This is a genomic window from Galbitalea soli (assembly GCF_010686725.1).
Classification (GTDB): Bacteria; Actinomycetota; Actinomycetes; order Actinomycetales; family Microbacteriaceae; genus Galbitalea; species Galbitalea soli.
In genome coordinates this window covers 668,781-692,316 of the sequence record NZ_JAAGWZ010000002.1, presented here as the reverse complement: position 1 = coordinate 692,316, position 23,536 = coordinate 668,781, and the positions used below count along the sequence as shown (strand labels likewise).

Here is a 23,536-nt window from a genome sequence, read left to right as displayed (position 1 = left end):
TATGTGGTTCAGGGACGAAAAAGGAGGCCCGGAACCTGTGTTCCGGGCCTCCCTCTCACGGTGATGCTTACGCGCCGACCTTGAAGCGCGCGAATCCGGTGACCTGGATCCCGGCATCCGCGGCCACCTTGGCGACCGTCAGCTTGTTGTCACGGGCGTAGTCCTGCTCGAGGAGCGCAACCTGCTTGTAGAAGGCGCCGAGACGGCCCTCGATGATCTTCGGCAGGGCGGCCTCGGGCTTGCCCTCGCCGCGGCTGATCTCCTCGACGATGCGAAGCTCGTTGTCGACCTCGCTCGCGGGCACCTCCTCGCGCGTGACGTAGGCGGGGTTCGCGAAGGAGATGTGCTGAGCGATGCTGCGCGCCGTGTCGGCGTCGTCACCCGTGTAGGCGACGACGACTCCGACCTGGGGCGGCAGGTCCTGGCTGGTGCGGTGCAGGTACACGGCGAACTTGTCGCCGGTCACGAGCGCCACACGACGCAGCTCGACCTTCTCGCCGAGGATGGCGGCCTCCTCGCCGATCACGTCGGCGACCGTCTTGCCGTCGGCGGGGGCTGCGAGGCCCTCCTCCGGCGAGGTCGCGCCCGCGGCCGCGACGGCCTCGAGCACGCGGCCGGCCAGCGAGATGAACTTGTCGTTCTTCGCGACGAAGTCGGTCTCGCAGGCGAGCTCGATGAGGGTGACGGACGTGCCGTTCTCCTTCGCCGCGATCAGGCCCTCGCTCGTCGAGCGGTCCGAGCGCTTCGCGTTGCTCTTCGCACCGCGGAGGCGCAGCAACTCGATCGCCTTCTCCTTGTCGCCACCCGCCTCGACGAGCGCGTTCTTGGTCTCGACCATGCCGGTGCCGAGCTGCTCGCGCAGCGCCTTCAGGTCGTCAAGGCTGAAATCTGCCATGGGGTCTTCCTCTACTTCTTCGCAGCAGCGGGCTTCTTGGCCGCTGCCGGCTTCTTCTCGTCTTCGGTGGCTGCGGCCTCGATCTTCGCCTCGGTCTCCTCGTCGGACTCGACGTGGTGCTCCGGAACGATGGTCGCGTCGGCGGCGGCCTCGTGCTCGGCGACCACGGCATCCGCGTCGTTCTCGGCGACGGGCTCCTCGGCGACCACGGCGGCGACCTTCTCGGCGATGACCTCGGCGCTGTCGACCGGGTTCACGGCCTCGTCAGCCGCCTCGATCTTCTCGGCCTCGGTGGACGGGGTCTCCGAAGCGGCGAGCAGCTCGGCCTCCCACGCGGCGAGAGGCTCGACCTCCGCGCCCTCCTCGGGCTTCTGGTGACGCTGGATGAGGCCCTCAGCGGCGGCGTCGGCGATGATACGGGTGAGCAGGCCGACGGAGCGGATCGCGTCGTCGTTCCCCGGAATCGGGTACTGCACCTCGTCGGGGTCGCAGTTGGTGTCGAGGATGGCGATGACCGGGATGCCCAGCTTGTGCGCCTCGTCGATCGCGAGGTGCTCCTTCTTGGTGTCGACGATCCAGATCGCGGACGGGGTCTTCGTCAGGTTGCGGATACCGCCGAGGCTCTTCTGCAGCTTCGTCAGCTCGCGCTTCTGAATGAGGAGTTCCTTCTTCGTGTAGCCGCGCGTCGTGTCGTCGAAGTCGACCTCCTCGAGCTCCTTCATGCGCGCGAGGCGCTTGGAGACCGTCTGGAAGTTGGTGAGGAGTCCACCGAGCCAGCGCTGGTTGACGTAGGGCTGCCCGACGCGGGTCGCCTGCTCGGCGATCGAACCCTGCGCCTGCTTCTTGGTGCCGACGAAGAGGATCGTGCCGCCGTGGGCGACCGTCTCCTTGACGTAGTCGTAGGTCTTGTCGATGTGCGCGAGCGACTGCTGCAGGTCGATGATGTGGCTGCCCGAGCGCTCCGTCAGGATGAATCGCTTCATCTTGGGGTTCCAGCGGCGGGTCTGGTGTCCGAAGTGAACGCCGCTGTCGAGCAGCTGGCGAATGGTGACGACGGCCATGGCCGTTCTCCTTTACTGGCGCCGGATGCCCGGGCTCTCGCCCTCGTGGCACGCTCATGCGCCTACTCAGTTTTTCCCGTACCGGTTGGCACGGAACCTGGTGCCCGGCACACGTCCGCCACCCGCTCGCGAGAGCAGTTGGACTGAGTGGAAGTGATGTCTCGCTGTGAAGCGCAGCGGGCACGCGTAGTCACCCGGAGTACACCGGATGCTCCGACCACAATAGCACCGCTCCCCCACAGCCCGCATCCCGGGCGACTCGTCCACATCGGGCACGGAGCCGCGGCCGAGACGGCTCGCCCCCGCCGACGATGGACGCATGCCCCGAACAGCCACCACCGCACCGCCGCGCCGCCCGCGCCGCCCGCGCCGCCCGCGCCGCCCGCGCCGAGCCGGCGGAGTGATCACCGGCACAGTGATCACCGGCACAGTGATCACCGGCACGGTGATCACCGGCAGAGTGTTCCGCCGCGCGGCCCTCGCGGTCGCCGTGGGCCTCGTTCTCGCCGCCCTCCCGGGCACACGGGCGCAGGCGGGCGGGGAGCACTGGGCGTGGCCGACGGAGGGGAGGCGGATCATCCTGAAGCCCTTTCTGGCACCCCCGTCGCCGTATGCCGCGGGCCACCGGGGAGTCGATCTGGCGGCCGGAGGCACGACCGTGCGCGCCCCCGCCGACGGCGTCGTGCACTTCGCGGGAATGGTCGCGGGTCGACCGGTGCTCTCGATCGAGCAGGCGGGTGGGGTGCTCGCGAGCCTGGAACCCGTGCGCACCGCGCTGCGGCGGGGCGATCGCGTGCGCCGCGGTGAGGTCGTGGGGGTACTGCTCCCGGGCCACTGCGCCGCGCTCTGCCTTCACCTCGGCGCACGGCGGAACGGGCAATACCTCTCGCCGCTGCTCTTTCTGGGCGGTCTGGTGCGACCCGTGCTGCTGCCGATCGGCGCGGGGCTGCCGCTCAGGCGCGCGGATGCGCCAGGCGATAGCTTTCTTTGAGCCGCTCGGCCGAGACGTGCGTGTAGAGCTGGGTCGTGCCGAGGCTCGCGTGCCCGAGCAGTTCCTGAACGGAGCGCAGATCGGCCCCGCCGTCGAGCAGGTGCGTTGCCGCGGTGTGGCGCAGAGTGTGCGGGCCCGCCGGACCGCTCCCCGGCACCTCGGCGAGCAGGGCGGCGATCAGCTCGTAGACGGCGCGCGAGCCGAGTCGTCCGCCGCGCGCACCCAGGAAGAACGCCGACTGCGCGCCCTGCACCAGCTGGGGCCGCACGTCGCGATACGCGATGATGGCGCGTTGGGCGGGCACGCCGAACGGGGCCACGCGCTCCTTCGATCCCTTTCCGACGACGCGAACGGTGAGGCGATCAAGATCGATGTCTCCCTCCCCGAGCCCCACGAGTTCGCTCACGCGCAGGGCGGAGGCGTAGAGCAGCTCGACGATCGCGACATCACGCACCGCGAGCGCGTGCTGCGGGCCTGGATCGTCGGCGGTGGCCGTGGCCCGGCGGGCCAGGCCGGCGAGGAGACCGTCGATCTGTTCGCGTGTCAGTACCCGCGGCAGGTGCTGGTCGGACTTGGGGGCGCGGAGTCGAGTCGCGGCGTCTCGGGGCTCGCTCCCCGTGCGCGCCAGCCAGCCGGTGAGGCTGCGCACGGCCGCGGAGCGACGAGCGAGCGTGGACTTCGCGAGTCCGCGGCTCGAGCCGTCCCAGAGCCAGTCGCGCAGCAGTTCCAGATCGAGCCCGCCCGTCTCGGCCACCTCGCGCGTGACGGCGAATCGGATCAGATCGGCGAGATCGGCGCGGTAGGCGCGAACGGTGTGCGCGCTGAAGCCGCGTTCCGCGGCGAGGTACGCCGCGAACTCGTCAACCGCCCGCTCGAGAAGCACGTCTCCATGGTGACTTATCGAGAAGTCGCGGCCGCGCAGGCGTGCCGGGAGCCCCATCCCCCGCCGCGGGAACGAGCGGAGTGGCAACGAGAGCGCATGCCGCCGCTGCGAGGAACGCCGCGGGGAATCCGCCGACCCCGATCACGAGACCCATGACCGGTCCGACGATGGACGCGGAGAGGTACTGTCCGGTGTTCTGGGCGCCGAGCGCGCGTCCCGACCAGCGGGGACCCGCGATCTCGGCGACGGCCGCGAACGCGAGGCCGTTGTCGGCGACCGAGATCGTGGTGGCGACGATGAGCAGCACGATCGCCACCGGCGAATGCACGAGGTCGAGCACCGCCAGCAGAACCATCGAGGCGACCGCGGCGAACGCGACCAGCCGGAGCGGACGCATCCGACTTCCCACCCGATCGCTCCACACGCCCACTCCGATGCGGCCGACCGCGCCGACGAACTGCGAGAGGCCGACGATCGCGCCCGCGGCGAGCGCGGGAAGCCGGAACTCGGTGATCATCCAGACCAGCCCGAAGATCGAGATCGTGAACTGCGGTACGACGAGCAGGATCGAGACGAGATGGATGCGCAGGAGCGTGCCGCCCGCACGATAGGGGTTGCCCGCCGCGACAGGCGCGGCGGTCGCGTGCGGGGATCGCGCGGCGTCGCGCAGGACGAGCGCGCAGACGACGGCGAGGACGCCGGTGACGGCGGTGGAGAACAGGATCGCCGCGGCCACGCCCCCGGACTCGGCGAGCGGGGGCACGACGAGGGCCGCCACCGCGACACCGAGCGGCTGGCACATCTGGCGGATTCCCATCGCGAGCCCGCGCCGTCTCGGCGGGAACCAGCCGACGACGAGGCGCCCGCTCGCAGCATTCGCGCTCGCGCTCGCCATTCCAGCGAGGACGAAGAAGACGGTGAGGGCGGCGAAATTCTCCGCCGTGAGGGCCGCCGCACCCGTACTGACCGCCACCGCGGCGATCCCGCCGGAGATCACCCAGCGTTCGCCGGCCCGATCGGCGAGGGCACCCCAGGCGACGAGCGTCAGCACCATCCCGATCGTCGTCGATGAGGCGAGGAGACCGGCGGTCGACAGGGGCACTCCCTGCCGCGTGTGCAGCAGCGGGATCAGGAACGCGGGAGTGCTGAGCACGATCGTGGCCGCCGTCTGCGCGAGCGTGCCGAGGCCGAGCATGACCCAGGGCCGGATGCCCACGCGCGGGGCGCTCGTCGCGGTTTCGGTCACTGGGCTCTCCTCCTGATCGTGCGCCTCACTCGGAGTGCGCCGGACGCTCGCGTGGCGCTCGGCGTTCGCCCGCCATTGGAATACCATACTGGTATACCAGACCGCGAGGGGCGGTCGCGAGAGTGGACGACGGAGGGATCTCGCTATGACCGACCTGGACCCGGAGGCATCTCTTCACGGGCGCCTACGCGCCTCGATCCTCGGCCTCGACCTGGCTCCCGGCCAGCGCCTGAGCGAGCGCGGGCTGGAGCCCGAGTTGGGCGCCTCCCGCACCCCGATCCGCGCCGCGCTCATGCGGCTGGAGTCGGAGGGTCTGGTGCGCCGGGACGGCCGCGGGTGGCTGGTTGCGCCGATCGATCTCGATGAGATCGCCCAGATCGCTGAATTCCGGGAGCTGGTGGAGACGGGCGCGGTGCGTCTGGCGCTCCCCCGTGCCCGTCGCGAGGACCTGCTCGCTCTGGCCGACCTCGCTGACTCCGCCGATGAGACGGGAACGCCGGAACACAGTCTGCACACCGGCACGAGCTTTCACCTGGAGCTCGCGCACCTCGCCGAGAACGCCGAGTTGTTCGCCGCCCTGCAGGGGATTCTGACTCGCCTCTTCCGCACCCGGTGGCTGGAGGTGCAGTCGACGGAGTCGCGCGAGCGGGTTCGGCGAGAGCATTCCGCGATCGCCGCCGCGTTGCTCGCCGGCGACGCCGATGCCGCGGAGCGCGCTCTGCTCGAGCACCTTCGCGGCACGCACGACCGGCTAGCGCTCGCTCTGGGCTCGCGGCGTCGCGAGTTCGCCGCGCGCGGGATCCCGATCGACGGCGCGGGTCTGGCGTCTCGCTGATCGCCTACGCGGCCCCTCCCGTGTTGAACGCGGACTTCTTGCGGGAGAACATCTCGAGGCGCTCGTCGAAGGTCATGGCCTCGATGCGCTGCCGGTACTCGGCGGCGAACCCCGTGACCTCCGGTCCGTGACCGAGCGGAACCACGGTGTGCACGATCGTGTCGTCGTACACGCTGACGACGGTGAAGGCCTGGTTCGCATCCACCCCGGAGAGCAGTTTCTCGCCGTCGCTGAGGTCCATCGTGTAGCAGGTTGCGGCGGCCACCGAGACCGGGATGCCCGCGAAGGTGCCGTGGGTCGAGTAGTGCAGGTGGCCCCCGAGGATGCCCCGCACATCGGTGCCCGCGACGACCTCGGCGAGCGCGCTCTGCCCGTGGAGTTCGAGCATCTCCATGGCCCACAGCAGTGGAGTGGCGATCGGCGGATGGTGCACGGCGATGAGGGTGCCGTGCGGGGCGGGGGTGACGAGCACGCCCCGCAGCCAGTCGAGCTGCTCGGGGTCGAGGGCGCCGTGGTGGTAGCCGGGCACCGTCGTATCGAGGGAGACGATGCGCAGTCCCCCGAGGGTGACGACGCGGTCCTGCGGATGCTCGCTGGGGCTGACGTCGAAGAGGCCGGCCGAGTAGTGCGGCCGTTCGTCGTGATTGCCCATCACCCAGACGATCTCCGCTCCGAGCCTCGCGGCGACGGGTTCGACGATGGCGCGCAGTCGCGCGTACGCATCCGGCTGCCCGAGGTCGGCGAGGTCGCCGGTGAAAACGAGGGCCTCGGGCTGGAGCCCCGAGCTCTCGAGCTGGGCGAGCGCGGTGCGCAGGTTCTTCTCGGTCTCCACCTGGCCGTAGAGCAGCTCGCCGCCGGCGAGGAAGTGCGGGTCGCTCAGGTGGATGACGGTGTGCAGGGGCGCGGGGTGCTGTCCGAGGGGAATCACGGGTTCAGACTAGGACTGTCGGGTGAACAATGGGGGTCGGGAGGCATGGTGGCGGCAGGAACCGGTGCGGAGCGCTCGGTCGAGCAGTTCGCCGACTCGGCCGCGTTCGTCGCGTGGCTGCGGAGCAACCACGACACTCACCCCGGGATCTGGATGCGGATCGCGAAGAAGGCCGCTCCCGTCGCAACGATCAGCTACCCGGACGCCGTGGATGCCGCCCTCGCCTGGGGCTGGATCGATGGGCAGCGTCGCCCGCTCGACGAGCACTTCTTCCTGCAGGGCTTCACCCGGCGAGCGCCGCGCAGCGTGTGGTCGCGTCGCAATGCGGACCGAGTTCGCGCGCTCGAGGAGGCGGGCGCGATGTCGCCGGCGGGCCTGCGCGAGGTCGCTGCCGCACGCGCGGACGGCCGCTGGGATTCAGCGTACGAGGGTGCCGCCACGGCGACGGCGCCCGACGACTTCCTTGCCGAACTCCGCGCGGTTCCCGAGGCGGCGGCCTTCTACGAGACGATCTCGGCCGCGAACCGCTACGCGATCTACTGGCGCGTGACCCAGGCGAAGCGCCCGGAGACCCGGGCGCGCCGCATTTCTCTGTTCGTCGATATGCTCGCCCGTGGCGAGACTCTGCACTGATCGAAAAGGAACTCGATGGGACGTCAGGCACGCGGCACCCTCCTCCTGGATTCGGGAAGGCTGCCGATCGAGTTGCACCTGGAGGCGACGGTGCTGGAGCTGAGAGGCGGGCTTCGCCGCGACCTCGACCGCGCCACGCTCACCGCGGTCTCCGCCGCGGACGGAGTTCTGTCGTTCGTCGCGGGAGCCGATCGCTTCGCCGTAGAACTGGGGCCCGCCGCGGGCCCCTGGGCGAAGGCGCTGCTCACTCCCGCTCCGAGCCTCGCCCACAAACTGGGGCTCCGGCACGGCATCGTCGTGCTGCTCGAGGGCGAGCCTCCCGCGCCGGTGCGAGAGGCCCTCGACGAGGTGGACGCCGGCACGGCCACAGCGGCCTCCCTCGGGCCGGCGGAGCTCGTGATCGCAACGGTTCGCTCTGCGGAACAGCTGGCGGCACTGCCCGCGTGGCTGGCCGGGTCGGCGCCGGGCGCGGCCGTCTGGGTCGTGCACGGCAAGGGCGCGTCGCCGATGCCGGGCGGGACGGGCGTTCGCGAGACTTTGCGCGCGGCGGGCCTGCGCGACACGAAGGTGAGCGCCGTGTCGGACGAGTGGTCGGCGACGCGATACACCCCCTGACCGGCGATCATGACCTGCGCACCCAGCCGCCGGGATGCTCGACCACCCGCTCCTCGAGGTGCAGAACGCCCAGCACCGCAACGACGTCCGCCGGTGCGAGCCCGCTGCGGGCCGCGATGTCGTCGACGGGTCGGGCGCTCCGCACAGCCAGCGCGTCGAGAACGCGCGTCTGTTCCGCCGACCGGCGCTCGGTGACCCTCTCGGTGACCGTGTCCCCCGCGAGTTCGGCCATGTCGCCCGCGCCGGTCACGAGGGTCGCGCCGTAGTCGCGCACCAGTCGGTGGCACCCCGCGGAGGCCGCACTCGTGATCGGCCCGGGCACGGCACCGAGAGGTCGCCCGAGCTGTGAGGCGTGACCCGCGGTGTTGAGCGAGCCGGAGCGCCACCCTGCCTCGAGCACGACCGTCGCGCGGCTCAGCGCAGCGATGATGCGGTTGCGCTGGAGAAACCTCCAGCGGGTGGGAGGCTGCCCGCACGGGAGCTCGGAGATCACGGCACCGCTGTCGACGATTCTCGTGAGCAGGGCATCATGCCCGCTCGGGTAGAAGCGGTCGACCCCGCCGGCGAGCACGGCGATCGTGGTGCCGTGGCTCGCGAGAGCGGCGCGATGCGCCGCCCCGTCGATGCCATAGGCCGCACCCGAGACGATCGCGAATCCTCGCTCGACGAGCCCCACGGTCGACTCCATGGTCACGTGCTCGCCGTACCCGGTCGCGGCGCGGGCGCCGACGAGCGCCACGGACCGTTCCACGACCTGGAAGTCATCGAGGCGTCCGCGCACCCACAGGGCGAGCGGCGCGTGCACCGACAGCTCGTCCACCGGCACGGGCCAGCCCGGGTCCTCCGGGGTGAGAAGCCTGACGGCGAAGCGTGCGGCGTGGCTGAGCGAGCGAAGCACCTGCGCCGAGTTGAGACGCGGTGCCCACCGATCCACCGCGGAGCCGATCTCGGCCGCCGTGACGGTGCCCACGCCCGAGTGGCTGAGCTCGGCCTGCCATCGCTCGGCCGACCATCCGGCGAGGAGCGCCTCCAGCGCGACATCCGCGCCCACCGAGCCGACGACGACGCCCGCCATCCGGTCGCCCGGCTCGGCGATGCCGCTCCAGGCCGCCCGGGCGAACAGGCGCCGCACACCCCGCGCATCGTGCTGGTCGCCCGACACGGCGCGAACATGCGCGATGACCTCGGCGTCGGTCAGACCGAACACGCTCATGCGGCAGTCGCCTTTCTGAGGTACAGGGCCTTGCCGATGTGGGCGGCCGTGGGCGTCGATACGCCCTCGAGGTCGGCGATCGTCCAGGCGACGCGAAGCACGCGCTCGTACCCGCGCATCGTCAATCCGCCCGTCTCGAGTGCCCGATCGAGGGGACGTGTGACTCCGGGGGCGAGCGTGTGCCGCGTGCTGCGCAGCCAGGCTCCACTCACGCGGGCGTTCGTGCGCCACGGGGTGGACCGGAGTCGCGCCGCGGCCGCACCCCGCGCATCCGTCACTCTCGCCCTCGCCGCGGCCGTCGACAGCCCGCCCGAGCGCAGCGAGCGTGCGGCCGTCACGCGGGGCACGCTCAGCTGGATGTCGACCCGATCGAGGAGCGGTCCGGAAAGGCGGGCGAGGTACCGGCGACGCGTGTTGGGCGGGCAGGTGCAGCTGTTGCCGGTGGAGCCGAACTGCCCGCAGGGGCACGGATTCGCGGCGAGGACGAGCTGGAACTGTCCCGGGAACGTCGCGACCGCGCCCGCCCGATGGATCTCGATCGACCCGCTCTCGAGCGGCTGCCGCAGCGTGTCGAGCACCGACCGCGGGTACTCCGGGGCCTCGTCGAGGAAGAGCACGCCGTGCGCGGCGCGAGCGGCGGCACCGGGACGAATCACGCCCGATCCGCCTCCGATGAGCGCCGCCGCACTCGCGGTGTGGTGCGGCGCTTCGAACGGGGGCCGGGAGGCGAGCGCATCCCCGACGGGCAGCCCCGCGAGCGAGCGCACCGAACTCACCTCGATCGCCGCCTCCGGCGTGAGGTCGGGCAGCAGACCCGGGAGACGCGATGCGAGCATCGTCTTCCCCGCGCCCGGCGGGCCGAGCAGAAACGCGTGGTGGCCGCCCGCGGCAGCCACGAGCATGGCATCGACGGCCTCGGCGTTCCCCACGACATCGGCGAGATCCCGGTCATCCTGCACACTCGGCTCGGCGGCGGCCGCCGGGATCATCTCGACCCGCACGGGTTCGAGCTCGGCGCCGTGCCGGATCGCGGCCTCGCGCAGGGAGGCGACACCGATGGCCTCGATACCGGGAACGAGCGCGGCCTCCGCGAGGTTGCCGGCGGGAACCATTACTCTCTCGAAGCCGCAGCGCCGCGCGGCCAGCACCGACGGCAGGATACCCGGCACCGGCCGCACCCGCCCGTCGAGGCCCAGCTCCCCGAGGTGCACGACCCGCCCCACCGAGCGGGCGTCGCACTCCCCGCTCGCGCCCAGCACGGCGACCGCGATGGCGAGGTCGAACGACGAGCCGTGCTTGGGGAGCGCCGCGGGCGAGAGGTTCACGGTGATCTTGCGCGGCGGGAGGGGGCACCCGGAGTTGGCCGCCGCGGACCGCACCCGGTCCTTCGCCTCGCCGAGTGCCGCATCCGGCAGACCGATCAGCACGAAGCCCGGCAGGTTGCTCGACAGATCGGCCTCGATCTCGACCATCGACCCGCGCATCCCGACCATGGAGACGGCGCGAGTGCGCGCAAGCCCCATCAGAACACCCCGCGCACGTGGTCGATCTCGACGAGCCCGTGCGTGGGCGCGACGATTCCGATGGCGTCGATCCGCACGGCCGCGGGATGGCCGTGCTCGCTCGCCCACTCGCGCGCGAGTCGGCGCAGCCGGGCGAGTTTGGGGCCGGTGATCGCGTCGAGCGGATTGCCTCGACTCAGGTTGGATCGCGTCTTCACCTCGACGACCACGACCTCCGCGCCGTCGCGGGCGATGATGTCGAGCTCGCCTCGGGCGGAGCGCCAATTGCGCTCGATGATCTCGAATCCGGTGGCGGTCAGGTGGTCGACGGCGAGCGCTTCGCCCCGCCGACCGAGTTCGTCTTTGTGCGGCATGGCGTCGATGCTGCCGGCACGCCGCCATGCCGGGAGGCGCGACGCCGCCGTCGGTGGAGAGGCTCAGATCGCCCGGCGCTGTGGAGGAGCGCGGCGCTACTCGTCGAGCGCGAGTTCCTTCGGCAGCTCGAGCTCCTTGGCCGAGAGCTCCTCGACGTTGACGTCTTTGAAGGTGAGCACTCGCACGGATTTGACGAAGCGGTCGGAGCGGTAGACGTCCCAGACCCAGACGTCGTTCATGGTCAGCTCGAAGTAGAAGTCGTGCTCGGTGTCCTGGCGCACGAGGGTGACCTCGTTCGCCAGGTAGAAGCGACGCTCGGTCTCCACCACGTAGCGGAACTGCGACACGACGTCGCGATACTCCCGATACAAGGCGAGCTCGACCTCGCGGTCGTAGTCTTCGAATTCGTCTTCTTCCATGCTGCGATCAGTCTAGGCTCCCGGGGCCCGCAGCCACGTTCGTCGGTGCCAGTCGCTCGGGCCGAGGCGGGCGATCGCCTCGAAGTGCTCGGCCGATCCGTAGCCCTTGTTGCCCGACCATCCGTACCCCGGATACCGGGCATCGGCCTCGATCATCAGCCGGTCTCGATGCACCTTCGCGACGACCGACGCGGCGGCGACCGATGAGCAGTCCCGGTCGGCCTTGACGCGAGTGGTCACCCTCGGCGGGTGCGCCAGCGCGGGGGTCAGCCAGTCGAACGAGCCATCGAGCAGCACGATGCTCTCGGTGATGTGCGCGCCCGCCTCGTGCAGCTGCACGAGCGCACGCTTGCCCGCGAGGCCCAGGCAGGCGGTGATGCCCAGCCGGTCGACCTCCTCCGCGCTCGCGAGTCCCACAGCGACCTGACGCGCCCACGCCGCGGCGAGCGGTGCCATCGTCTCGCGACGCTTCTCGCTCAGCAGCTTCGAGTCGCGAAGACCCGCCGGATGCTCGCCCGCCGCCGCATCGAGCACCGCGAGCCCCACGGCCACGGGCCCCGCGATCGCGCCCCGCCCCACCTCGTCGCAGCCGATCACGAATCGTGCCCCTGCGGCGTGCAGGCTGGACTCGACGGTGTAGTCGGGGTCGGCGACGACCACCGTTACTTGCCCGTCGGTGTGCCCGAGGTCACGCCCTTGTAGACGTCCGGGTAGTCGTCGAGCACCGTCCACCGATTCAGCGGCCAGCTCACCACCATCGCCTTGCCCACCACGTCGCTGAGCGGCACATACACGTGCGGATCGTGGTTCGCCAGGTGGTACGCCGAGTCCGCGGACTCGTAGCGGTTGTCGCCCATGACCCAGAGCGATCCCGCGGGAACCGTCACGTCGAAGGAGGTGGGCGCGGCCTTCACCGTGTTCGCCGGGAGTTTGATGTAGGGCTCGATGAGGGGCGTCCCGTTCACCGTCAGCTGGCCGGCCGCGGTGCAGCAGACGACGTGGTCGCCGGGCAGTCCGATGACACGCTTCACGAGATGATCGTTGCTGTCGGGTGCGCTCAGCCCGACGAAGCCGAGAGCGCCGTCCACCGCGCTGGAGAGCGGGCTCTGCACGGGCGGCGGCGTCGCATCCAGCCAGTCGCCCGGGTCTTTGAAGACGATCACGTCGCCGTGCCGGAGCGGGGTGAGGCCCGGCGTGAGCAGGCTCACGATGATGCGGTCGTTCTCGAGGAGCGTGTTCTCCATCGACTGCGACGGGATGTAGAAGGAGCGGATGAGGAAGGTCTTGATCAGAAAGGAGATCACGATCGCCGCGAGGAAGATGACGAGCACGTCCCGGAGGAAGTACTTCCACCCCCGCTTCTTCGCGCGCCTACCCCGCTGGCCGGTACCGCGACGCGGTGCCGTCTCTACTTCGCCTGTCATTAAACCCCTGAGCTCCCGACCCAGTGTAAAGGTCGGGAGCTCAGGATCAGATCAGTGGCCGAGGCAGCGCTCAGCGCTTTTCCTTGATCTTCGCCTTCTTGCCGCGGAGGTCGCGGAGGTAGTACAGCTTGGCGCGACGCACGTCACCGCGGGTGACGATCTCGATGTGGTCGATGACCGGGGAGTGCACCGGGAAGGTGCGCTCGACGCCGACCTGGAAGCTGACCTTGCGCACCGTGAAGGTCTCACGCACGCTGTCGCCCTGGCGGCCGATGACGACACCCTGGAACACCTGGATACGCGAGCGCGAGCCCTCGATGATGTTGACGTGCACCTTGACGGTGTCGCCGGCGCGGAAGTCCGGAATGTCCGAACGGAGGGATGCTGCATCCACTTCGGAAAGGAGGTGGCTCATGGCAATTCGCTCTCTGCAACCGCCACAGGTCGATTACGGTCTTAGGTGTAAGAAGATGAAGTGCGCCCGAAAGCTGAAGAGCTCCCCTGTGGCAGAGCCGGAGCAGGGCACAAGGGGCAATTCTGCCACAAACATTAGAAAGCCGCGACTGCGATGAGTGAATCGCCCGAACCGCCGACCACGGCATCCCTGGTCCGCACCGAACCGGTGCAGCAGCGCAGCGCCCAGCGCATCACCCTGCTGCTCGACGCGGCCGCCGCGCTCATCGATGAGACGGGCATCGACGCGCTCACCACGAGCGAGGTCGCGGCGCGCTCCGAGTCGTCCGTGGGGGTCGTCTACCGGTACTTCCCCAACATCCAGTCGCTCCTGCGCGCTCTCGCGGCGCGCAACCTCGAGAGGTTCACGACGACCATCTACGAGCGCATCGGTTCCGACTCCGTGCAATGGCGCGACTCGCTCGACGTGGCGATCGACGTCTTCATCGAGTTCAACCGCTCCGAGCGCGGCTTCCGCGCCCTTCGCTTCGGCGACATCATCGACGATCGCTTCCTCGAACCCGAGTTCAGCAACAACGGGGTGCTCGCCCGGGCGCTCGTCGGTCTGCTGTCGGAGAAGTACGACTTCACGCCCGACGACGACATCCTGTTCGACATCGAGGTCGTGGTCGAGATCGCGGATGCCCTGCTCCAGCGCGCGTTCCTGCTGGATCGCGCGGGCGACCAGCGGTTCATCGACCGCGCGCGCGAGATCGCGAACGGCTACCTGCGCGACCGCGCCGAACTGCCGGGTCACCATGATTGAGATCCGCACTCCGGCCGAGGTTCAGCAGATGCGCCCGGCCGGCGAGTTCGTCGCCGCCGTCGTCAGCGCCACCGCCGAGGCGGCCGCCGTCGGAGTCAACCTCCTGGCGCTCGACCGCCTCGCGGGCGAGATGATCCGCGCGCGCGGCGCGGAGAGCTGCTATGTCGACTACCACCCCTCCTTCGGCGGGTCGAAGTTCGGGCGCTACCTCTGCACCTCGGTCAACGATGCGGCACTGCACGGCCTCCCGCACGACTACGCCCTGCGCGACGGCGACGTGGTGAGCCTCGACTTCGCCGCCTCCGTCGACGGCTGGGTCGCCGACTCTGCGGTCACCGTCATCGTCGGCACACCGCGCGACGAGGACCTCCGACTCATCGACGTCACCTCCCGCGCCCTCGACGCCGGAATCGCCCAGGCGCGGCCGGGAAATCGCATGGGCGACATCTCGGCGGCGATCGGCGAGGTCGCTCACGCGGCGGGACTTTCGGTGAATCTCGACTTCGGAGGGCACGGCGTGGGGCGGACGATGCACGGCGACCCGCACGTTCCCAACGATGGTCGACCGCATCGCGGTCTCCCCCTGCGGGAGGGTCTCGTCTTCGCGATCGAGCCGTGGTTCATGCTCGGCACCGACCGCATCTACACCGACCGCGATGGCTGGACGCTGCGGAGCGCAGACGGATCGAGGGCCGCCCACTTCGAGCACACGGTGGCGGTGACCGACGGCGACCCGCTGGTGCTGACCGCGCGCGGATAGCCGCCGCGCATCCGCGGGGTCAGTCGAGCAGGTCGGGCCTGACCCGGCGCGTGCGCTGCACCTGCTGCTCGTGGCGCCACGCGGCGATCGCGCCGTGGTTGCCGCTCAGCAGCACGGGCGGAACCTCGTGCCCGCGCCAGACGGCGGGCTTCGTGTAGCTCGGATACTCGAGGAGGCCGTCCTCGTGGCTCTCCTCGTCGAGGCTCTCGGGGTTGCCCACCATTCCGGGCACCAGGCGAGCGATCGCCTCGATCATCGCGAGGGAGGCCACCTCGCCGCCGTTCAGGACGTAGTCGCCGAGGCTGATCTCGCGCACCGCGGCCAGCCCCGCGGTGTTCTCGACCACACGCTGGTCGATGCCCTCGTAGCGACCGCAGCCGAAGACGAGATGCGGATGCTCGGCCAGCTCCCGCGCGATCGACTGGGTGAACCGCTCCCCCGCCGGCGACGGGAAGATCACGGTCGAGGCGGGAGTGATCAGGGCGTCGAGGGCCTCGCCCCAGGGCTCAGGCTTCATGACCATGCCCGCGCCGCCGCCGTACGGGGTGTCGTCGACGGTGCGGTGGCGGTCGTGCGTGAAGTCACGCAGGTCGTGCACCCCCAGCTCGAGCAGACCGGACTGGCGCGCCTTGCCGAGCAGCGAGACGTCGAGCACGGAGAAGAACTCGGGGAAGATCGTGACGATGTCGATGCGCACGAGTCGACCCTACCGACTCGGCCGTGGGGCGGTCGGCGCGGGTACCACCGCGTCAGTCGCCGGCAGGGGTCGCGGGCGTGGCCGGGGCCGGGGCCGCCGCGGGGGCGACGTCGGCAGGGCCAGCGTCGGCAGCGGGAGTTGCGTCGGCCGGAGCATCCTCGTCGTCCGGAAGCTGCTCGAAGAGACCCGCGGGCGGCGTCACGGTGAGGGTGCCCGCCTTGATGTCGACGGTCGGCACGATCGCCTTCACGAACGGCACCAGGACATCGCCCGACTCGGTCTTCACGGTGAGGAGGTCCTGAGCGGGGAAGTGGTCGATCTGGGTGACGAGGCCGACGTCGACGCCGTCGCGCAGCACGCGCAGGCCGACCAGCTGGTGGTCGTACCAGGCGTCGTCCTCGGCGGGAAGCTCGGCCGCGTCCTGCTCGACCCAGAGGATCGCCTTCACGAGAGTCTCGGCGACCGTGCGGTCGGGCACGTCCTTGAAGAACCCCACGGCGTGCGAGTTGTACCAGCGCAGCTCGACGAGTTCGAGCGTCTTGCCGTGCCAGTCGGAGGAGGTGGGAACCTGCAGCGAGAAGACGGCGCCGGGAACGAAACGGCGGTCGGGGTCGTCGGTGTAGAGCTCGATCTTCAGCGCGCCCTTGAGACCGTGGGCCTTGACGAGGCGACCGACGCGCAACTGCGTGCGGTTCGGGTTCGCCTGTTTGGCGGCGGCCACCGTCAGAAGTCTGTGTCGACCACGTCGACGCGCACACGCTTGCCATCGGCGAGTGCCGTGATCAAGGTGCGGAGAGCCTTCGCGGTGCGACCAGCGCGACCGATCACGCGACCGAGGTCCTCGGGGTGCACGCGCACCTCGAGGACCTCGCCGCGTGGAGAGTTCTTTGCTACTACCTGCACCTCTGCGGGGTGATCGACGATCCCCTTGACGAGGTGCTCGAGAGCGGCTGCGAGCACGTGTTACGCCTCGTCGGTGGTGGCGTCGGTCGACTCGGCCGCGGGGGCCTCCTCGGCCTCGGCGGGAGCCTCGACGACGGGCGCCGGCTTCTCGGCCTTGGGCTTGAGCACCGGCTTCTTCTTCTCGTCGGCGACGAACTCGGCCTTGGCCTCCTTCGTCTTCACGATGCTCTTGGCGTTCTTGTCGCCCTTGAAGATGCCCCAGTCGCCCGTGAGCTTGAGGATGGCCTCGACCTGCGGGGACGGCTGGGCGCCGACGCCGAGCCAGTACTGAGCGCGGTCGGACTTGACCTCGATGAACGAGGGCTCCTCAGTGGGGTGGTACTTGCCGATCTCCTCGATCACGCGACCGTCGCGCTTGGTGCGCGAGTCGGCGACGACGATGCGGTAGTAGGGCGCGCGGATCTTGCCCAGGCGCTTCAAACGAATTTTGACAGCCACAATTCTCCTGAATGACGTGTAAGTGGTGGCGAACTGGTTGCCGTGGGCGTGGGGCACACTCGGCACGAAAGCTCTAAGGGTTCTGCCGGCACCTGATTAGAGGGTCGGGCGGCGACAGACTCGACATGCCATTCTGCCAGACTTTTCTCCCGGTGGGGAACCGGATGCCCGAGTCGGGCCACAGCACATGCCCGCGGCCGACCCACCGCGCGCGGAGGTCACGCCGGCCGGGGCCGTCTCCGGCTCAGCGCCACGCCGACCAGGCAGACCACCCCGCCCGCGATCGCGAGCAGCGGAGGCACCTCCCGGAAGAACGCCAGGGCCAGCAGGATGGTGAGCGAGGGCACGATGTAGGTGGTGACGCCGAGCTGGCCGGCGGGCATCCTCGTCAGGGCGTAGGCCCAGGTGCTGAAGGCGAGGGCGGTGGGGATCGCGCCCAGGTAGGCGACGCCGAGCAGCGCTCCCGCCGGTGCGGTGGCCGCCTCCCCGATCAGTTGACCGGCGAACGGCAGGCACGCGACGGCACCGATCGTGCACCCGAGCCAGGTGACCTGCGCCGCGGGCAGGCGCCGCAGGAGCACCTTCTGGAACAGCACCCCGGTCGCGTACGTGAGCGCGGCGAGGAGGCACCAGAGGATGCCGGCGCCGCTGCCGACGCGCACGCCCGAGGCGACCCCGATGAGGATCACGCCCGCGAACGCGACCGCGGCGCCGATGCCGAGCCAGCGCGGAAGGCCCTCGCCGAGGAACAGGCCCGCTCCGAGCGCGATCAGGACCGGGCCGACCCCGACCAGCATCGCCGTCGTGCCGGCATCGAGCGTCTGCTCGGCGATGTTCAGCCCGACGTTGTACGCGCCGAACCAGCAGAGCCCGAAGGCGGCGAGTTGCAGCCACTCGCGACCGGTCGGGCGTACCCAGCGCCGGCCGAGGAGGACGACCACTCCCAGCACGACCGAACCGACCAGGAGCCGGCCGAGCGCGAGCGCCCCTCCGCCGAAGTGCGCTCCGGTCGCCCGGATGACCACGAAGGCGCTCGCCCAGGCGACCACCGTCACGACGATGGCGGCGATCACGGGCGGGGCGAGAGCGGGCGCGCGGAGCGGCGGTGCGGTGGTCACTCCACCACGCTAGCCCGCCCCACCGACGCGGCACCGGCGGGAAGCGGACATGGCAGTCGGTCGCCGAAAGCTGGCAGCATCGGCGTGGGTGACAGGGGCCGTCGGGGGTCGTGCGGGGCGGTCATCCTTGCAAGAATCAGCCAATGGAGATCGAATTCGGCACGTCCAGGAGGTCGAACATCGGTCTCGAGTGGGAGATCGCCTGCGTCGATCACGCGAGCGGGGAACTCACCCGGGCCGCCCCCGTGATCCTCGCCGAGCTGGGCGACGAGTCCGCGGCGCTCGCGGAGGAGGCGCGCGAGCGCGGAGAGGAACCCGCGGAGTACCCGCAGGTGACGAAGGAGTTCCTCACCAACACGGTCGAGATCGTGAGCGGGCCGCACGACCACGTCGGGCACGCGGTCGACGACCTCACGACCATGCTCGCCCGGGTGCGCCGCGTCGCCGACGGGCACGGGGTCGACCTGATGTGCTCGGGCACGCACCCGTTCAGCCAGTGGCACCAGCAGGAGGTGACCCCCGGAAACGCCCGCTACGACACGCTCATCGACCGCACTCAGTGGTGGGGACGCCAGCTCATGATCTGGGGAGTGCACATGCACGTCGGCATCGAGGAGCGCGCGAAGGTGCTCCCGATCCTGAGCGGGCTGCTCACCTTCTACCCGCACTTCCAGGCGCTCTCCGCGTCGAGCCCGTACTGGGCCGGCGAAGACACCGGCTACGCCTCCAACCGCGCGATGATGTTCCAGCAGCTCCCCACCGCGGGCCTGCCGCCGCAGTTGGCGTCGTGGGGCGAGTACGAACGGGTGGTGGATGACCTCACCCACGTCGGCGTCATCGACCACTTCTCCGAGCTCCGCTGGGATCTCCGCCCGTCACCCCGGTGGGGCACCATCGAGTTGCGCTTCTGCGACGGTCTGCCCAGCGCAGCGGAGGTCGCCTCGCTCGGCGCGCTCGCACAGTGCCTCGTCGAGGACCTCTCCTGCCGTCTGGACGCGGGCGAGCAGCTGCCCTCGATGCAGCCGTGGTACGTGCGCGAGAACAAGTGGCGCGCCGCACGCTACGGCATGGACGCCATCATCATCACGAACTCGGCGGGCGACGAGGAGCTCATGACCGAGCACCTCGGTGGCCTGCTCGACCGGCTCGAACCCACGGCGGCCCGGCTGGGCTGCTCGGCGGAGCTGAGCGGCGTGGACACGATCATCCGAACGGGCGCCAGCTACCAGCGTCAGCGGGCGGCCGCGGCCGCGCACGGCGGCAGCCTCAAGGCCGTCGTGGGATCGCTCGTCCGGGAGCTGCGCGACGGCGTCGGCTGAGCGGCGCGCCGTCAGCCGCGTTCAGCGCGTCAGCCGTTCAGCGCGTCGCGCCAGGCCAGCCACTTCTTCACCGGGGTGAGGTCGTAGTCGGGGCCCGAGAGTCCGATCGTGAAGAGGGTCGTGCCGAGCTCGAACAGCTCACGCGCCTCCTTCTCGTCGCGCTGGCGAAGCTCGGTCGAGATCTCGATCTCGCTCACGTCGCGCCCCACGGTCTCGCCGTGCTCGGCGAGGATGCCGAGCTTGCGCTTCAGCGTCTCCGGGTCGGAGAAGCTGTGCCAGATGTCGGCGTGCTTCGCGACGATCTTGAGCGTCTTCTTCTCGCCGCCGCCGCCGATCAGCACGGGGATGTCGCGGGTCGGTGCGGGGTTGAGCCCCGCCCAGCGGGCCTCGATGCGCGGGAGACTCTCGGCAAGGGCATCCAGCCGGCCGCCGACCGTGCCGAACTCGTAGCCGTACTCGTCGTAGTCGCGCTCGAACCAGCCGGAGCCCGTGCCGAAGATGAAGCGCCCCGTGCCCGTGTCCTTCGCGGAGATGTGGTCGATCGTGCGCGCCATGTCGGCCTGCAGATCGGCGTTGCGGTAGCTGTTGCAGTTGACGAGCGCGCCGAACTCGACGCGGCTCGTCTGTTCGGCGATCGCGGCGAGCATCGTCCAGGACTCGTAGTGCTCCCCGTCACGCGGACCGCTGAGCGGGAAGAAGTGGTCCCAGTTGAAGATGACGTCGACCCCGAGGTCTTCGAGGGTCGCGACGGTCTGCCGGATCTTCGGGTAGAGGGCGTGCTGGGGGGCAACCTGCACGCCGAGGCGGACGGGGCGATTCTGCGCTGAAGTCATGTCTCCAGCCTAAGCGCGCCGACCCGGGATGACCGCCGCTAGCGCCCCAGAAACTTCTGCAGACTCGCCAGCTCCTCCTCGGTCGGCGCGGCCTTCTTGCCGGCACCGCCGAGGCCGAACCCGGAGCCTGCGCCTGCGGCGGCCGGGCCGACCGGCTTGCCCGCGGCGAGCGCCGCGTTCTCGGCCGCGCGCTTCGCCGGGTTGCCGGAGCGGGAGCCCTTCTTCTGCTGCGGCTTCTTCGCCTTGCCGGCGAAACCGGCGCCCGGGATGGGACCCATGCCCGGCACCTGCGGCACTCCGCCCTTCGCGACGGTCTTCATCATCTTGGCCGCCTGCTCGAAGCGGTTCACGAGCGCGTTGACCTCGGTCACCGTGGTTCCGGAACCGCGGGCGATGCGGAGGCGCCGCGAGCCGTTGAGCACCTTGGGCTGGCGACGCTCCTGGATCGTCATCGACTGGATGATCGCCTCGGTGCGCGTGAGTTCGCTCTCGTCGAAGTTGTCGAGCTGCTGGCGCATTCCGCGCGCCCCCGGCAGCATGCTCAGCATGCTCTTGATCGAGCCCATGTTCTTGAGCTGCTGCATCTGGGCGAGGAAGTCTTCGAGGGTGAAGGTGTCGGTCGCGAACTTCTCGGCGACCTTGCGGGCCTCCTCCTCATCGAAGTTCTTCTGCGCCTGCTCGATGAGCGAGAGGATGTCACCGAGATCGAGGATGCGGCTCGCCATGCGGTCGGGGTGGAACGGCTCGAAGTCGTCGAGTCCCTCCCCCGTGCTCGCGAAGATGATCGGGCGGCCCGTCACCGAGGCCACCGAGAGCGCCGCACCACCGCGGGCATCGCCATCGAGCTTTGACAGGACCACGCCGGTGAAGTCGACGCCGTCCTGGAAGGCCTTGGCGGTCGTGACCGCGTCCTGACCGATCATGGCGTCGAGCACGAAGAGCACCTCGTCCGGGTCGACCGCCTTGCGGATGTCGGCCGCCTGCCTCATGAGCTCCGCGTCGACGCCCAGGCGACCCGCCGTGTCGACGATCACGATGTCGTGCTGCTTGTCTTTCGCGTACTTGATCGCGTCCTTCGCGACCCGCACGGGGTTGCCGACGCCGTTTCCGGGCTCCGGTGCAAACACCGTGACCCCGGCGTGCGCCCCGACCACCTGCAGCTGGGTCACCGCGTTCGGGCGCTGGAGGTCGGCCGCGACGAGCATGGGGGTGTGGTTCTCGCTCGCCAGCCACTTGGCGAGCTTGCCCGCGAGCGTCGTCTTGCCCGCACCCTGCAGACCCACGAGCATGATCACGGTGGGCGGGTTCTTCGCGAACTGCAGGCGGCGCTGCTGACCGCCGAGGATGGTGATGAGCTCGTCGTTCACGATCTGCACGACCTGCTGCGCCGGGTTGAGCGCCTTGGAGACCTCGTCTCCCAGCGCCCGATCGCGCACGCGGCCCGTGAAGGCCTTCACCACCTCGAGGTTGACGTCGGCGTCGAGCAGGGCCCGCCGGATCTCGCGCACGGTGCCGTCGACATCCGCGGGGCTGAGCTTGCCCTTGCCGCGCAGGTTCTTGAAGGTCGCGGAGAGGCGGTCTGAGAGGTTTCCAAAGGTGGCCATGGTGGGGATAGTTTAACCTCCCGCCGTCTCGGGGTCGCTGACAGCGGCCGATGCCCTGCGGATAATGAGGGGATGATCGTCAGCTACGCGGGCCACACCCCCTCCCTCGCGCCCAGCGCCTTCGTCGCACCGAATGCGACCCTCATCGGCCGGGTGACGCTCGGTGCGGAGGCGAGCGTCTTCTACGGCTCGGTGCTGCGCGGCGACACCGACTCCATCACCATCGGCGCGCGGTCCAACGTGCAAGACAACGTCTCGATGCACACCGACACCGGGCTGCAGCTCGTCGTGGGCGAGGGCGTGAGCATCGGGCACGGCGCCGTGGTGCACGGCTGCGTGATCGAGGACGACTGCCTCATCGGCATGGGGGCGCGGGTGCTGAACCGGGCGGTCGTCGGCGCGGGCTCGCTCGTCGCGGCCGGCGCGGTCGTGCTGGAGGGGACGGTCATCCCGCCGGGCTCGCTCGTCGCGGGCGTACCCGCGAAGGTGCGGCGCGAGTTGACCGAGGACGAGCGCGCGGGCATCCGTCACAACGCCGACCACTACGTGGAGCTGGCCGCCGCACACCGGGTCGCGACCGCCTGAGCCACACCCGCCGAGACCGCGGACACCCGAGGTGCCGACGGTCGCCGCGCGTCAGCCGACGAGGTTCTGCACGAAGACGTGCGGCGTGAAACCGGTCAGATCGCCGATGCCCTCGCCCTGGCCGACGAGCTTGATGGGGATGCCCGTCTTCTCCTGCACAGCGAGCACGAAGCCGCCCTTTGCACTGCCGTCGAGTTTTGTGAGGACGAGCCCCGTGACCCCGGCATGCTCGATGAATGCCTCCGCCTGATTCAATCCGTTCTGCCCGGTCGTGGCGTCCAGCACGAGCAGTACCTCGGCGATGGGCGCCTGCTTCTCGATCACCCGGCGGATCTTGGAGAGCTCGTCCATCAGCCCGCTCTTGGTCTGGAGCCGGCCCGCCGTGTCGATCAGAACGATCTCGATGCCCTCGCGCTGCGCCTTCTCGACGGTCTGGAAGGCGACCGACGCCGGATCCTGGCCGTGCTGCTGCGGCCGCACGATCTGTGCGCCGCCGCGCTCCGCCCAGGTCGCGAGTTGCTCGACCGCGGCGGCACGGAAGGTGTCGGCCGCCCCCACGACGACGGTGCGCCCGTAGGTGGTGAGGAACTTGGCGAACTTGCCGATCGTCGTCGTCTTGCCGACGCCGTTGACGCCGACGACGAGCACGACCGCGGGCCGGTTGCTCAGCGTGAGGGTCGGGTCGAGGCGGGCGAGCCGCTCCTCCAGGGTCTCCCGCAGCATGCGCTTGAGGTCGGCGGGGTCGGTCGTGCGGAAGCGCTCGACGCTGGCGCGGAGCTCCTCGATCACGGCGTCGGTGATATCGGGCCCGAAGTCGGCCGAGATGAGCGCGTCTTCGAGATCGGTCCAGGTGTCCTCGTCGATCGTCTTGCGGGAGAACATGCCGCGCAGCGCGCCGGAGAGCGACCAGGGTGAAGCCATGCCACCAGCATAGGAGGCGCGCGGTGCGGGCCGGTCGGGATGGGGTGCGGGCCGGCGGG

At 70.2% G+C, this 23,536-nt stretch carries 28 protein-coding genes; 8 read left to right on the top strand and 20 right to left on the bottom strand.

The features are described 5' to 3' along the window. Positions 1 to 67 precede the first annotated feature (67 nt). Both tsf and rpsB read right to left on the bottom strand, forming a co-directional pair. The gene (tsf, locus tag G3T37_RS09405; protein WP_163473362.1) at positions 68 to 895 is read right to left on the bottom strand and encodes a translation elongation factor Ts; all 828 of its coding nucleotides are present in this window, start codon (positions 893 to 895) and stop codon (positions 68 to 70) included. A gap of 11 nt (positions 896 to 906) precedes the next feature. Then, positions 907 to 1,956: a 30S ribosomal protein S2 gene (gene rpsB, locus G3T37_RS09400; RefSeq protein WP_163473360.1), complete on the bottom strand. Its 1,050-nt coding sequence runs from the start codon at positions 1,954 to 1,956 to the stop codon at positions 907 to 909. Between the two features lie 319 nt (positions 1,957 to 2,275). Between rpsB and G3T37_RS14645 the strand changes: the two genes are divergently transcribed. Next, positions 2,276 to 2,947, top strand: a complete 672-nt coding sequence (locus tag G3T37_RS14645) for a M23 family metallopeptidase (RefSeq protein WP_206673809.1) — start codon at positions 2,276 to 2,278, stop codon at positions 2,945 to 2,947. Here the strand turns inward: G3T37_RS14645 and G3T37_RS09390 are convergent. Next, on the bottom strand, positions 2,910 to 3,830 hold the full coding sequence (locus tag G3T37_RS09390) for a tyrosine recombinase XerC (protein ID WP_338401231.1): 921 nt from the start codon (positions 3,828 to 3,830) through the stop codon (positions 2,910 to 2,912). The two genes, G3T37_RS14645 and G3T37_RS09390, sit on opposite strands and share 38 nt — an antisense overlap. Further along, the gene (locus G3T37_RS09385) at positions 3,808 to 5,076 is read right to left on the bottom strand and encodes an MFS transporter (RefSeq protein ID WP_338401230.1); all 1,269 of its coding nucleotides are present in this window, start codon (positions 5,074 to 5,076) and stop codon (positions 3,808 to 3,810) included. Before G3T37_RS09385 ends, G3T37_RS09390 begins: the two co-directional genes overlap by 23 nt. Positions 5,077 to 5,221: 145 nt before the next feature. On the opposite strand from G3T37_RS09385, the gene G3T37_RS09380 reads away from it, so the two are divergent. Then, on the top strand, positions 5,222 to 5,911 hold the full coding sequence (locus tag G3T37_RS09380) for a GntR family transcriptional regulator (protein ID WP_163473356.1): 690 nt from the start codon (positions 5,222 to 5,224) through the stop codon (positions 5,909 to 5,911). Positions 5,912 to 5,915: 4 nt separating this feature from the next. Here G3T37_RS09380 and G3T37_RS09375 read toward each other — a convergent pair whose 3' ends face one another. Beyond that, positions 5,916 to 6,839: a metallophosphoesterase gene (locus G3T37_RS09375; RefSeq protein ID WP_163473355.1), complete on the bottom strand. Its 924-nt coding sequence runs from the start codon at positions 6,837 to 6,839 to the stop codon at positions 5,916 to 5,918. Between the two features lie 45 nt (positions 6,840 to 6,884). Here G3T37_RS09375 and G3T37_RS09370 point away from each other — a divergent pair, with 45 nt between their 5' ends. Both G3T37_RS09370 and G3T37_RS09365 read left to right on the top strand, forming a co-directional pair. Beyond that, positions 6,885 to 7,472, top strand: a complete 588-nt coding sequence (locus G3T37_RS09370; RefSeq protein WP_163473353.1) for a YdeI/OmpD-associated family protein — start codon at positions 6,885 to 6,887, stop codon at positions 7,470 to 7,472. 15 nt (positions 7,473 to 7,487) lie between these two features. Further along, complete coding sequence (locus tag G3T37_RS09365; protein ID WP_163473352.1) at positions 7,488 to 8,087, top strand: hypothetical protein; 600 nt, start codon at positions 7,488 to 7,490, stop codon at positions 8,085 to 8,087. A 7-nt stretch (positions 8,088 to 8,094) separates the two neighbouring features. On the opposite strand, the gene dprA is transcribed toward G3T37_RS09365, so the two are convergent. The 7 genes from dprA to rplS form a co-directional block, all read right to left on the bottom strand. Further along, a complete protein-coding gene (gene dprA / locus G3T37_RS09360) occupies positions 8,095 to 9,300 on the bottom strand; it encodes a DNA-processing protein DprA (RefSeq protein WP_163473350.1) in 1,206 nt (401 codons plus the stop codon). After that, positions 9,297 to 10,823 (bottom strand): YifB family Mg chelatase-like AAA ATPase, encoded by a 1,527-nt coding sequence (locus G3T37_RS09355; protein WP_163473348.1) that lies wholly within the window; start codon positions 10,821 to 10,823, stop codon positions 9,297 to 9,299. Before G3T37_RS09355 ends, dprA begins: the two co-directional genes overlap by 4 nt. Beyond that, on the bottom strand, positions 10,823 to 11,176 hold the full coding sequence (locus G3T37_RS09350; RefSeq protein WP_163473347.1) for a YraN family protein: 354 nt from the start codon (positions 11,174 to 11,176) through the stop codon (positions 10,823 to 10,825). The genes G3T37_RS09355 and G3T37_RS09350 overlap by 1 nt, the downstream gene beginning before the upstream one ends. A gap of 96 nt (positions 11,177 to 11,272) precedes the next feature. After that, positions 11,273 to 11,596 (bottom strand): DUF2469 family protein, encoded by a 324-nt coding sequence (locus G3T37_RS09345; protein ID WP_163473345.1) that lies wholly within the window; start codon positions 11,594 to 11,596, stop codon positions 11,273 to 11,275. A gap of 12 nt (positions 11,597 to 11,608) precedes the next feature. Next, on the bottom strand, positions 11,609 to 12,256 hold the full coding sequence (locus G3T37_RS09340) for a ribonuclease HII (RefSeq protein ID WP_163473344.1): 648 nt from the start codon (positions 12,254 to 12,256) through the stop codon (positions 11,609 to 11,611). 2 nt (positions 12,257 to 12,258) lie between these two features. Next, complete coding sequence (lepB, locus tag G3T37_RS09335) at positions 12,259 to 13,020, bottom strand: signal peptidase I (RefSeq protein WP_163473342.1); 762 nt, start codon at positions 13,018 to 13,020, stop codon at positions 12,259 to 12,261. Between the two features lie 70 nt (positions 13,021 to 13,090). After that, positions 13,091 to 13,435 (bottom strand): 50S ribosomal protein L19, encoded by a 345-nt coding sequence (gene rplS, locus G3T37_RS09330; RefSeq protein WP_163473340.1) that lies wholly within the window; start codon positions 13,433 to 13,435, stop codon positions 13,091 to 13,093. 153 nt (positions 13,436 to 13,588) lie between these two features. Here rplS and G3T37_RS09325 point away from each other — a divergent pair, with 153 nt between their 5' ends. Together G3T37_RS09325 and map are read left to right on the top strand one after the other, a co-directional pair. Further along, entirely contained in the window at positions 13,589 to 14,239 is a 651-nt protein-coding gene (locus tag G3T37_RS09325; protein WP_163473338.1) for a TetR/AcrR family transcriptional regulator, read from the top strand. Continuing rightward, the gene (gene map / locus G3T37_RS09320) at positions 14,232 to 14,999 is read left to right on the top strand and encodes a type I methionyl aminopeptidase (protein WP_163473336.1); all 768 of its coding nucleotides are present in this window, start codon (positions 14,232 to 14,234) and stop codon (positions 14,997 to 14,999) included. Before G3T37_RS09325 ends, map begins: the two co-directional genes overlap by 8 nt. Before the next feature lie 19 nt (positions 15,000 to 15,018). Here the strand turns inward: map and trmD are convergent, their stop codons facing one another. The 5 genes from trmD to G3T37_RS15140 all read right to left on the bottom strand — a co-directional run bounded on the left by trmD (position 15,019) and on the right by G3T37_RS15140 (position 18,215). Continuing rightward, the gene (gene trmD, locus G3T37_RS09315) at positions 15,019 to 15,696 is read right to left on the bottom strand and encodes a tRNA (guanosine(37)-N1)-methyltransferase TrmD (protein WP_163473335.1); all 678 of its coding nucleotides are present in this window, start codon (positions 15,694 to 15,696) and stop codon (positions 15,019 to 15,021) included. Positions 15,697 to 15,748: 52 nt separating this feature from the next. After that, positions 15,749 to 16,417 carry a ribosome maturation factor RimM gene (gene rimM / locus G3T37_RS09310; protein WP_338401229.1) on the bottom strand — a complete coding sequence of 223 codons (669 nt, stop codon included), beginning with the start codon at positions 16,415 to 16,417 and terminating at the stop codon, positions 15,749 to 15,751. A gap of 2 nt (positions 16,418 to 16,419) precedes the next feature. After that, positions 16,420 to 16,656, bottom strand: coding sequence for an RNA-binding protein (locus G3T37_RS09305; RefSeq protein ID WP_163473334.1), 237 nt, complete (start codon positions 16,654 to 16,656; stop codon positions 16,420 to 16,422). Between the two features lie 3 nt (positions 16,657 to 16,659). Then, positions 16,660 to 17,097, bottom strand: a complete 438-nt coding sequence (gene rpsP / locus G3T37_RS09300; RefSeq protein WP_163473332.1) for a 30S ribosomal protein S16 — start codon at positions 17,095 to 17,097, stop codon at positions 16,660 to 16,662. A gap of 218 nt (positions 17,098 to 17,315) precedes the next feature. After that, positions 17,316 to 18,215, bottom strand: coding sequence for an EamA family transporter (locus G3T37_RS15140; protein WP_174247758.1), 900 nt, complete (start codon positions 18,213 to 18,215; stop codon positions 17,316 to 17,318). 143 nt (positions 18,216 to 18,358) lie between these two features. Here G3T37_RS15140 and G3T37_RS09290 point away from each other — a divergent pair, with 143 nt between their 5' ends. Further along, complete coding sequence (locus G3T37_RS09290; RefSeq protein WP_163473330.1) at positions 18,359 to 19,534, top strand: glutamate--cysteine ligase; 1,176 nt, start codon at positions 18,359 to 18,361, stop codon at positions 19,532 to 19,534. 29 nt (positions 19,535 to 19,563) lie between these two features. Here the strand turns inward: G3T37_RS09290 and G3T37_RS09285 are convergent, their stop codons facing one another. Both G3T37_RS09285 and ffh read right to left on the bottom strand, forming a co-directional pair. Beyond that, a complete protein-coding gene (locus G3T37_RS09285; protein WP_163473328.1) occupies positions 19,564 to 20,367 on the bottom strand; it encodes an LLM class F420-dependent oxidoreductase in 804 nt (267 codons plus the stop codon). A gap of 38 nt (positions 20,368 to 20,405) precedes the next feature. Next, entirely contained in the window at positions 20,406 to 21,971 is a 1,566-nt protein-coding gene (gene ffh / locus G3T37_RS09280) for a signal recognition particle protein (RefSeq protein WP_163473326.1), read from the bottom strand. Positions 21,972 to 22,043: 72 nt separating this feature from the next. On the opposite strand from ffh, the gene G3T37_RS09275 reads away from it, so the two are divergent. Then, positions 22,044 to 22,556, top strand: coding sequence for a gamma carbonic anhydrase family protein (locus G3T37_RS09275; protein WP_163473324.1), 513 nt, complete (start codon positions 22,044 to 22,046; stop codon positions 22,554 to 22,556). Positions 22,557 to 22,607: 51 nt separating this feature from the next. Here the strand turns inward: G3T37_RS09275 and ftsY are convergent, their stop codons facing one another. After that, positions 22,608 to 23,477 carry a signal recognition particle-docking protein FtsY gene (ftsY, locus tag G3T37_RS09270; RefSeq protein ID WP_163473322.1) on the bottom strand — a complete coding sequence of 290 codons (870 nt, stop codon included), beginning with the start codon at positions 23,475 to 23,477 and terminating at the stop codon, positions 22,608 to 22,610. Between the last annotated feature and the right edge of the window lie 59 nt (positions 23,478 to 23,536).